Below are 6,613 nucleotides of genomic sequence, written 5' to 3' on the forward strand. Positions count from 1 at the left end.
CATCGTAAATTGTTGGTAGAATCCTCGGAAAAGGTTTTATTAATAAAGTGACCAGAGGCACTAGTCCCAGATTATAATTCGTTGAGGAGATCGGTAAGCGGATGTGCTTTGCATCCCTCACCGGGATGTATGCAAAACTTACGTCCTGATTTTAAAGTCGGTTTAAAAAGATATCAGGTTAGGCTGCGGGAACCATTCGAAGTATGGAAAAAAGGGTGTCAGGAGTAACAGGTAACAATTTCTTTTTCAAGAATATCAAGCCCTGATTGCATCTCCGATTTGGTAATCGTGAGAGCAGGAAAAATCCTGATAATATGACCATGTTTCAGATTTAAGATTAAACCATTATCCTGGCATCGTTTTACGATTTCCGCAGATTTTGAGTCGTCGGTCAGTTCAAGAGCAATCAACAGACCCTGACCTCTCACTTCAGTAATCGCCTTTGGGTACTTCTCTTTCCATTCATTCAGACGTTTGATCGTCTCAGTTCCCAGATCACAGACGTGAGATTCGATATCCGAATCAATCAGATATCTGATAACTGCTTCAGAAACTGCACAGCCAAGAGGGTTTCCGTTATACGTTCCTCCATGATCACCTTTCTGGATACCATTAACAACTTCATCAGTAACTGCAAATGCAGAGAAGGGGAACCCTCCGGCAATTCCTTTTGCCATCGTGATAATATCAGGTTTAGCTCCCTTGCTAGTGGAATAAAAAAGCGGACCGGTCCGGAAAAACCCGGTCTGGATCTCATCAGCGATAAAAAGAACGCCATGTTCCCGGCATACTTCCGATAGTTCCAGAAGATATGATTCAGAAGGGATATTTACGCCACCTTCACCCTGAATTGGCTCCACGATGACCGCAGCCACATCCTGGTCGATGATCTCCTTTACCGCTGAAATATCATCAAACGGCACAAAGAAATATCCCGGCATAAGCGGATTGAATTTATTCCGGTGAACATCCTGTCCTGTGGCAGAAACGGTGCTGATGGTCCTCCCATGGAAACTCATTTCAGTGGAGATTACATTTTTCTTTCCGGTAACCTTTCGGGCGAGTTTGATTGCTGCATCATTCGCTTCTGCTCCACTATTGGCAAAGAATATCCGGGTTAGGTGCTTTGGAAGAATCTCATGGAAGAGTTGGATTAATCGGGAACGTGCTGGTGAATATGTTGCTCCCGAATTCGGGTTTTGTATGATCTTTTTGCTCTGATTGCAAAGTGCTTCAGTGATTATCGGACTGGCATGACCTATACAGGTAACACCCCATCCAGAAGTAAAATCAAGATACTGTTTGCCGTTTTCATCCCAGACATACACACCATCGCCTTTCTCAATAGACAGGTGTGTTTTATCTGCAAATGGGATATAATACGAATCTTCTATGAGAAACGTTTTATTCGTTTCATTCATTACGTTGCCTCTTTAAAAGTAATCTTATTGCCGCGGTAATCTTGTATTATTTTACGCACAATCCGATAAATAATTAGGAGAAGAATAAAATTTCGTTCGATTATGGGATCTGACAGGTTCCCCATGAAGAGACCATCCGGGAGATGTATACCGCATCCCTCACCAGACTATATGAGAAACTCACCTCCTAATTGATTATCGTTCGATTGTATTCACACAAATCCAAGCATCTTCAGGAATGAATCCCAAATATTCATCGCAGCTGGTGTACGTCCGGTATACCATGAATACACATCTTCAAATCCGTTGATGATCTCATCAGTCCCTTCAAGTGCCACCGGGCCGATAAACATCACCGGGATGTTCATCCATTCACGGTGATAGGTGTGTAAGAGATCATTCAACCGGTCTTCTCCTTCCTGGTTGTATGACAGGTTTACCATCTCAACTGGGGTACCCGGATGCTCAGCTATATACGTGGTGAGATACTCGTGTGCCGGAATGCAGGATCCGCAATCGGGATCATAAAAGAATACAATCGGCCTGCCATCATCAGCCGGCTTCGTGGTATTCATTAGGGTATAGACATCTGATACAGTGCGGTTTGCACCGTCTTCAAAGAAGATTGTTGCAGAGGCAGGGAAGACTGACAGAATCATTCCGATAAGGATGAAGACTGCCATCAGGGTTCCTACAGGAAAATTATGTGATCGTATCATGCTCATTCAGGTTTGGATTCTCATTAATTGGGATTGGTCATGAGGGCAACGTATTCGGACAGGTAAGAAAAATAACGAGTTACTGAGTATACCACCGGTATACATCTTCAAAATTCGCCTCGATGTCATGAGATGTTTCCAAGGCTATCGGTCCGATGTACATGACCGGTATGTACACCTTTTCCCGGTGGAATGCTGCCTTGAGCTCGTCATACTTGTCTTTTCCTTCAGTCCCTTCCGATAAGCTCAGCATTTCTACGTTAACATCCGGGTGTTGCTCCAGGTATGCCTGGAGGTATTCATGTGCCGGAGCACAGGAACCACATTCAGGATCATACAGGAAATAAACCGGTTCCTTCACTTCTGTCGGAGCAGTACCATTCGTCAGTTCATAGAGTTCAGGTTCAGTGAGATTGGATACCTCTTTGGTAAAGATCGTCGCCGAAACCGGGAACACTGAGAGATATAATCCGATGACAAGCAGGCATGCCAGGATCCACCGTATAGATGATGAGGTTTTCATAATTTGTGTACTCCATGGATGAGAAATAATCAGACCAATTATTTCAACATTCATTGAATTTTATTTTTCTTGAAATAATAAGTTTCCTTTAATTCACTGATTTGCACGAGTGTGAATGATCGTTCAGGAAAAATAGTATTTTTTTCCTGTTTATGAGGGGAGTTGTGAGAGTATTGACTCCAGTTTTTTCTCAGGAAATACTCCGTCTCCGATGTATGTCGCAGAGGAATTTGAAATGATGATAGTCTGGGGAAGTGACTGAACAACCTGAGTACCGACGGTCTGAATCAGACTTTGAGTAAACTCTTTAGGAGCAGTCACAAAAATACCGGCAAACTTGTTCTTTTCAATATGATTCTTAACCTGAGCGGTGTTCTCTCTCGGATCGATATCTACCCCGAGAATAATGAATTTATCAGGATTATTTTCACTAAGTTTTTTTGTTTCACGAAGCTGCATAGAACATGCCGGACACCATACTGCGAAGGTATGCACTATGATCGGTTTTCCCTGCGATCCAAGTTCTGCAATTGAAGTCTGTTTACCAGTCACTGCGTCGGTGATCGGAATCGTCATCCACTCAATTTCGGAAACGGCAGTGGGTGCAGGTTTCTGTTTCGATATACCATCCCCGGTATTTGTAATACAGCCGGTGACGAGGATGCAGGCAAAACAGATGAGGATAAGGGTGATTTGATCTCGTGGATTATGCATAATAATCTATTTTGTATGAAATGTGCTCGTTGTGTTATGTACCCCTATTGCATAAAGGGAATTACTATCCAGGTGATTCGCTCCGTTCTTTAGTCGGAGGTAATCTTCCGGATCATCTGGTATGGTATCATGTTGAGGGGTGAGATGTTCTGTGGGAGTTTGGAAGAAATATCCATGAGATAATATCTCGTGAACTTTTTGTCCTTTTGAGCAGACACGAATCCTTCGGCGATAAGTTTTTGGACCTGTTTGGTTACTGATGAACCGGCAATACCTAAAATGTCTGCCAGTTCTCCTCGTGAGATACCGGGTGTCTCACTGATAGCGAGAAGTATCCGTGATGTTTTGGATGAACTCTCGAATATTTCAACAATAATTAAATTGTCAGAGAATCATTCCTGTATGTCTGAAGGCATATAATATGACATATAAACAACCTTCTCATCCGGATTATCCTCCCGAGGAAGGACGATATCTACGAGGGAATGATTATTCCCCGGTTGCGGTTGTGATCATCCTCACCACCGATGAAGATAAGATCCCACCAGAACTTGAACGCCTGGTCAGGACCGGGATAGAGTCCGGTGCAGCATTATCAGGAACGGTGCAGACGGCAAATATCGGCATTGAGAAGATTGTATGCAACATTGTCGCGAACCCGAACATCCGGTATCTTGTTCTCGGAGGACCTGAAACCGAAGGTCATCGGACCGGGGATGCCATCAAAGCTCTGATCAAGAACGGGGTCGATGAAAAGAACAAGATTATCGGGACCGATGCCCTCACGGCAAACCTGTATAATATTTCCAAAGAGATGATCGCCCGGTTCAGAGATCAGATCACTCTGGTAGATTGCCAGCATCAGAATGAGTCGGTTATCAGGCAGGCCGTCTGGTCCTGTTACCAGGAAACTCCGACAGAGTTTATGTCATACTCGCTTTATGATCCCGGAGCTTATCCTGATCCTCCATTAAACGGGAAGATCACCTGGAAAGTGACACAGCCCTGGGCAGAACCAAAGGATGAGAAGGAGCGTGAGGCGAAGCAGAAGGCTCTCGACCTGATGGAAAAGATAAAAGAGTCTGCCAGGAAGAAACGGGAACAAGAAACACGAAAAGAGAGGATGTAAGAACACCGGAGTAGACCTCACCAGTCCTGTAGTCTTCATACCATTCTATGACTGAGCATACCCATTCGCCAAATATCAACCGACTCAAACTCTCAATTCTGATCACGGCTCTCTTTTTACTCGTCGAGGTCATCGGAGGATTACTTTCCGGCTCACTTGCCCTGGTGAGCGATGCCGGTCATATGCTCAGCGATCTCCTCTCGCTGATCCTCTCACTCGTGGCCATGATCCTTGCAACGAGTATTGCCACCAAAAAACGGACATACGGACTGCACCGGACAGAGATATTTGCAGGATTTATCAATGCGGTTCTCCTGGTGGTCATCAGTGGGATCATTATCTGGGAGGCATACCAGCGGTTTCTCTCCCCGACTCCCATTCAGGGCGGAATCATGATGGGAGTCGCTATCATCGGTCTTATTGCAAACCTTGCAATCATCCGTCTGCTCCATGGGAGTCATGATCTGAATATGCGGAGTGCATTTCTTCATGTACTGGGAGATACGCTCTCATCTGTTGCGGTCATCGGGGCAGCAGTCTGGATTTATTTCACCGGTCAGGTGCTCATCGATCCCATCCTCTCAGTGATTATCGGAGTGATCATCATCGGAACTGCAGTAGGATTACTCAGAGAGACGATCGCAATTCTTCTCCAGTTCGCTCCCCGATCAGTCAGTTTCGATGAGGTGATTGCAGAGATCAGATCAGTTTCCGGTGTGGAGGATGTCCATCATCTCCACCTCTGGAGTCTCTGTTCAAACATCCATGTCCTCGATACCCATGTCTACTCCTGCGTTCGTGATGTGGATCAGATTGAACAGATGAAACAGGAGATCAAGGAACGGCTCAGGAAGTATCAGATTCTTTATTCGACCTTGGAGTTTGAATGCAACGTCTGCACGACCTGTTCAGTTGTCGAAGAGGTCCGGAGTCATCCGGAGTGAACAGCACAATGACATCACATTCATTGAAAATATCAAACAAGTATGAACATGATTTGTAAGAAATCCTCACTCGTTTTATCGGTGACGTCGTGATTTCAGGAAGCAGTGATATTATTCATAATATCGGACCGCTGGTAAAGAACAGGTAAATAGGGATGATTTTCGGAGATTGAACATATCCAAATCTCATCATTTTCACCCCTTATTCATGTTCCGGAGTGAGCATTTGCTCTCCGAGATCCGTGATCCGATAAATTATCCATGTTCCCTGTTGATCTCCTTCAATGAGATTCCCTTTTTTCAACACGGTAAGGTGATATGAGAGTTTTGAATCTGCGATTTTTACGCATTCTTTGATGACACAGACACAGAGCGGTTGGATTGCAAGAAGATAAAGGATTTTTAGCCGAATTGGATCTGACAGTGCATGATGGATGCTACTCATCTGTGAGATATGAGTTAGAGAAGGGAGACGTTCACAAAGTTCATCCACTCCTATTACAGAATCCAGAATGCCCTGAACCCGTTCGGGTATATCAATTGATTTCATGAATGTGTCATACCGGTAGTCTTGGGTTTGTATTCATGAGTATTTTCAAAAATTCAATTAAATATGAAATGCATTCCTATTAATAAACTATGGCACAGGTTTTTCAAAAATTTCTCTTTGATATAATCTCCATTTATTTTGAATAATGTTTTAAAGGTTATCTGAATGAGGGGTCTTTCATCCGGTAAAAACCCCAACGGTGCCCCGTTGGGGGCCCCAGGTAGGACCGGTGAAAAGGACTTTTTCATGCAAAAAAGGAGAGCGGGTTTGTGTGGGTGGATAAGCTATCTGCATGGGGATGATTGATTCATGTGAAAAGTTCTAATTTTTCTCTATTTGTGATCATACTGATATTTATCCTAATATCATGTTGAAAATAATCCCGGTTATCGTAATCGCAACAAAGAGTATCCCGGCGAAAATCACAAGCAGCCGAATCTTCAGAACCTTCCTGAGAATTATCATCTCCGGCACTGAAAGGCCTATCACAGCCATCATAAATGCGAGAGCTGTACCCATGGCAACACCTTTTTCTGTCAGAACCTGTAATATCGGAATCATGCCAACTGCATTCATATAAAGCGGGATTCCGATAAGAACGGCAAGGGGGACA

General features: G+C 44.0%; 9 protein-coding genes. 2 read left to right on the forward strand and 7 right to left on the reverse strand.

Translation table 11 applies throughout. The annotated features are described in order from the left end of the window. Positions 1 to 218: 218 nt before the first annotated feature. The 5 genes from ACHZA2_RS18345 to ACHZA2_RS18365 all read right to left on the reverse strand — a co-directional run bounded on the left by ACHZA2_RS18345 (position 219) and on the right by ACHZA2_RS18365 (position 3,754). Positions 219 to 1,421 (reverse strand): aspartate aminotransferase family protein, encoded by a 1,203-nt coding sequence (locus ACHZA2_RS18345; protein ID WP_319580916.1) that lies wholly within the window; start codon positions 1,419 to 1,421, stop codon positions 219 to 221. Between the two features lie 212 nt (positions 1,422 to 1,633). Continuing rightward, positions 1,634 to 2,140 (reverse strand): hypothetical protein, encoded by a 507-nt coding sequence (locus ACHZA2_RS18350; protein ID WP_319580917.1) that lies wholly within the window; start codon positions 2,138 to 2,140, stop codon positions 1,634 to 1,636. 79 nt (positions 2,141 to 2,219) lie between these two features. Beyond that, positions 2,220 to 2,663 carry a hypothetical protein gene (locus ACHZA2_RS18355; protein ID WP_319580918.1) on the reverse strand — a complete coding sequence of 148 codons (444 nt, stop codon included), beginning with the start codon at positions 2,661 to 2,663 and terminating at the stop codon, positions 2,220 to 2,222. Between the two features lie 150 nt (positions 2,664 to 2,813). Next, entirely contained in the window at positions 2,814 to 3,377 is a 564-nt protein-coding gene (locus ACHZA2_RS18360; RefSeq protein WP_319580919.1) for a redoxin family protein, read from the reverse strand. Positions 3,378 to 3,466: 89 nt separating this feature from the next. Continuing rightward, on the reverse strand, positions 3,467 to 3,754 hold the full coding sequence (locus ACHZA2_RS18365; protein WP_394698651.1) for a winged helix-turn-helix transcriptional regulator: 288 nt from the start codon (positions 3,752 to 3,754) through the stop codon (positions 3,467 to 3,469). A gap of 44 nt (positions 3,755 to 3,798) precedes the next feature. On the opposite strand from ACHZA2_RS18365, the gene ACHZA2_RS18370 reads away from it, so the two are divergent. Both ACHZA2_RS18370 and ACHZA2_RS18375 read left to right on the forward strand, forming a co-directional pair. Further along, a complete protein-coding gene (locus ACHZA2_RS18370; protein ID WP_319580920.1) occupies positions 3,799 to 4,506 on the forward strand; it encodes a tetrahydromethanopterin S-methyltransferase subunit A in 708 nt (235 codons plus the stop codon). A gap of 47 nt (positions 4,507 to 4,553) precedes the next feature. Next, a complete protein-coding gene (locus ACHZA2_RS18375; protein ID WP_319580921.1) occupies positions 4,554 to 5,450 on the forward strand; it encodes a cation diffusion facilitator family transporter in 897 nt (298 codons plus the stop codon). 202 nt (positions 5,451 to 5,652) lie between these two features. On the opposite strand, the gene ACHZA2_RS18380 is transcribed toward ACHZA2_RS18375, so the two are convergent. Further along, complete coding sequence (locus tag ACHZA2_RS18380; RefSeq protein ID WP_319580922.1) at positions 5,653 to 6,000, reverse strand: metalloregulator ArsR/SmtB family transcription factor; 348 nt, start codon at positions 5,998 to 6,000, stop codon at positions 5,653 to 5,655. A 354-nt stretch (positions 6,001 to 6,354) separates the two neighbouring features. Next, positions 6,355 to 6,613: permease (locus tag ACHZA2_RS18385; protein WP_319580923.1), on the reverse strand; the 259-nt coding region annotated here is incomplete at its 5' end.

The organism is uncultured Methanospirillum sp. (assembly GCF_963668415.2).
In the GTDB taxonomy this organism is placed as follows: Archaea; Halobacteriota; Methanomicrobia; order Methanomicrobiales; family Methanospirillaceae; genus Methanospirillum.

Coding starts and splice junctions, on each gene's coding strand:
- ACHZA2_RS18345 (WP_319580916.1), bottom strand. CDS start 1,421: ATGAATGAAACGAATAAAACGTTTCTCATAGAAGATTCGTATTATATC.
- ACHZA2_RS18350 (WP_319580917.1), bottom strand. CDS start 2,140: ATGATACGATCACATAATTTTCCTGTAGGAACCCTGATGGCAGTCTTC.
- ACHZA2_RS18355 (WP_319580918.1), bottom strand. CDS start 2,663: ATGAAAACCTCATCATCTATACGGTGGATCCTGGCATGCCTGCTTGTC.
- ACHZA2_RS18360 (WP_319580919.1), bottom strand. CDS start 3,377: ATGCATAATCCACGAGATCAAATCACCCTTATCCTCATCTGTTTTGCC.
- ACHZA2_RS18370 (WP_319580920.1), top strand. CDS start 3,799: ATGACATATAAACAACCTTCTCATCCGGATTATCCTCCCGAGGAAGGA.
- ACHZA2_RS18375 (WP_319580921.1), top strand. CDS start 4,554: ATGACTGAGCATACCCATTCGCCAAATATCAACCGACTCAAACTCTCA.
- ACHZA2_RS18380 (WP_319580922.1), bottom strand. CDS start 6,000: ATGAAATCAATTGATATACCCGAACGGGTTCAGGGCATTCTGGATTCT.